General features: G+C 42.6%; 1 protein-coding gene. It reads left to right on the top strand.

Going from position 1 to position 1,231, the window contains the following annotated elements; genetic code table 11:
- Nucleotides 1-1,049, top strand: a 1,049-nt coding sequence (locus tag DP116_RS28290; protein ID WP_169158256.1) for an IS4 family transposase, incomplete at its 5' end; no start/stop codon positions are given.
- Nucleotides 1,050-1,231: the final 182 nt, after the last annotated feature.

Here is a 1,231-nt window from a genome sequence, read left to right as displayed (position 1 = left end):
GGTCGAGAGATTCGATGCGTGATGTGCTGAAAAATCTCATAGATGGTCTATCGGAGGCATGGGTTAAAGTTGGTAAATATTGGCGAGTGCCGTGTAAATCAGCCATCACACAAGCTAGGCAGCGATTGGGAGCAAAAGTGATGAGCCAATTGTTTCATCAGTTGGTACGACCAATGGCAACCGATGAAACATTGGGGGCATTTCTAAATGGACTACGAATTGTAGTCATTGATGGTACGTGTTTTGATGTTCCAGACAGCGATGAAAATGCAAGAGTTTTTGGTCGTCCTAGTAGTCGTCCTAAGACACAAGCAGCATTTCCTAAAGTACGATTGGTAATTTTGGTTGAGGCTGGGACACACTTAATCTTCGATGCATTGATGTGTCCATATCGTATTGGAGAACGAGTACGGGCACTAAGATTATTACGCTCGGTAACATCAGGGATGCTGTTGATGTGGGACAGAGGCTTACATTCCTATGCAATGGTCAACGCCACTGTTACTAAAGGGTGCGATTATTTAGGGAGAATACCCGCTAACGTTAAATTCCTTGCAGAAAAACCGTTGGCAGACGGCTCATATTTATCATGGATTTACCCATCGCTTAAGCTACGAAAAAAAGGTTGCGAGCCAAGAGTTGTACGAGTGATTGAGTATACAATTGAGCATCCTGAAAACCCAGAAGAACAAGTTAGATACCGCTTGATTACAAGCTTACTAGATATTGAAAAATTTCCTGCGGAGTTATTAGCGACACAATATCATCAGCGATGGGAAGTAGAAAATACGATTGATGAGTTGAAGATACACCTTTTAGGACGAAAAACCCATGTCCGTTCTCAAAAACCACGCGAGGTGGTGCAAGAGGTATACGGTTGGCTATTAGGACATTGGGTAGTCAGAGTATTGATGTTTCAAGCTGCAACCACTGCTGGAGTTCCACCTTTACGTCTGAGTTTTACTGGAACATTACGAGTTATCCGTCGTGCTGTACCTAAATTTCAACGTCTTAAAAGCGAAGAATTCCCCCTTTTTTCGATTGGTTAATTATAGAGATTCTGGACACATTGTTGCCCGAACGGGTTCAGCGAAATAATCCCAGAGTTGTGAAAAAACCTGTATCAAAGTTTCGTTCTAAAAAACCAAAACACCGAGGTACTGGAGTACGAGTTGAAGCTCCTTCTTTTCGTGTCCTCAATAACGTTTTCAGCCTTAACTGAACCGTATTG

The sequence above is a fragment of the Brasilonema bromeliae SPC951 genome (assembly GCF_012912135.1).
Lineage (GTDB): Bacteria > Cyanobacteriota > Cyanobacteriia > Cyanobacteriales > Nostocaceae > Brasilonema > Brasilonema bromeliae.
Note: the sequence above shows the minus strand (reverse complement) of the source record. Positions and strands in the feature narration are given on the sequence as shown.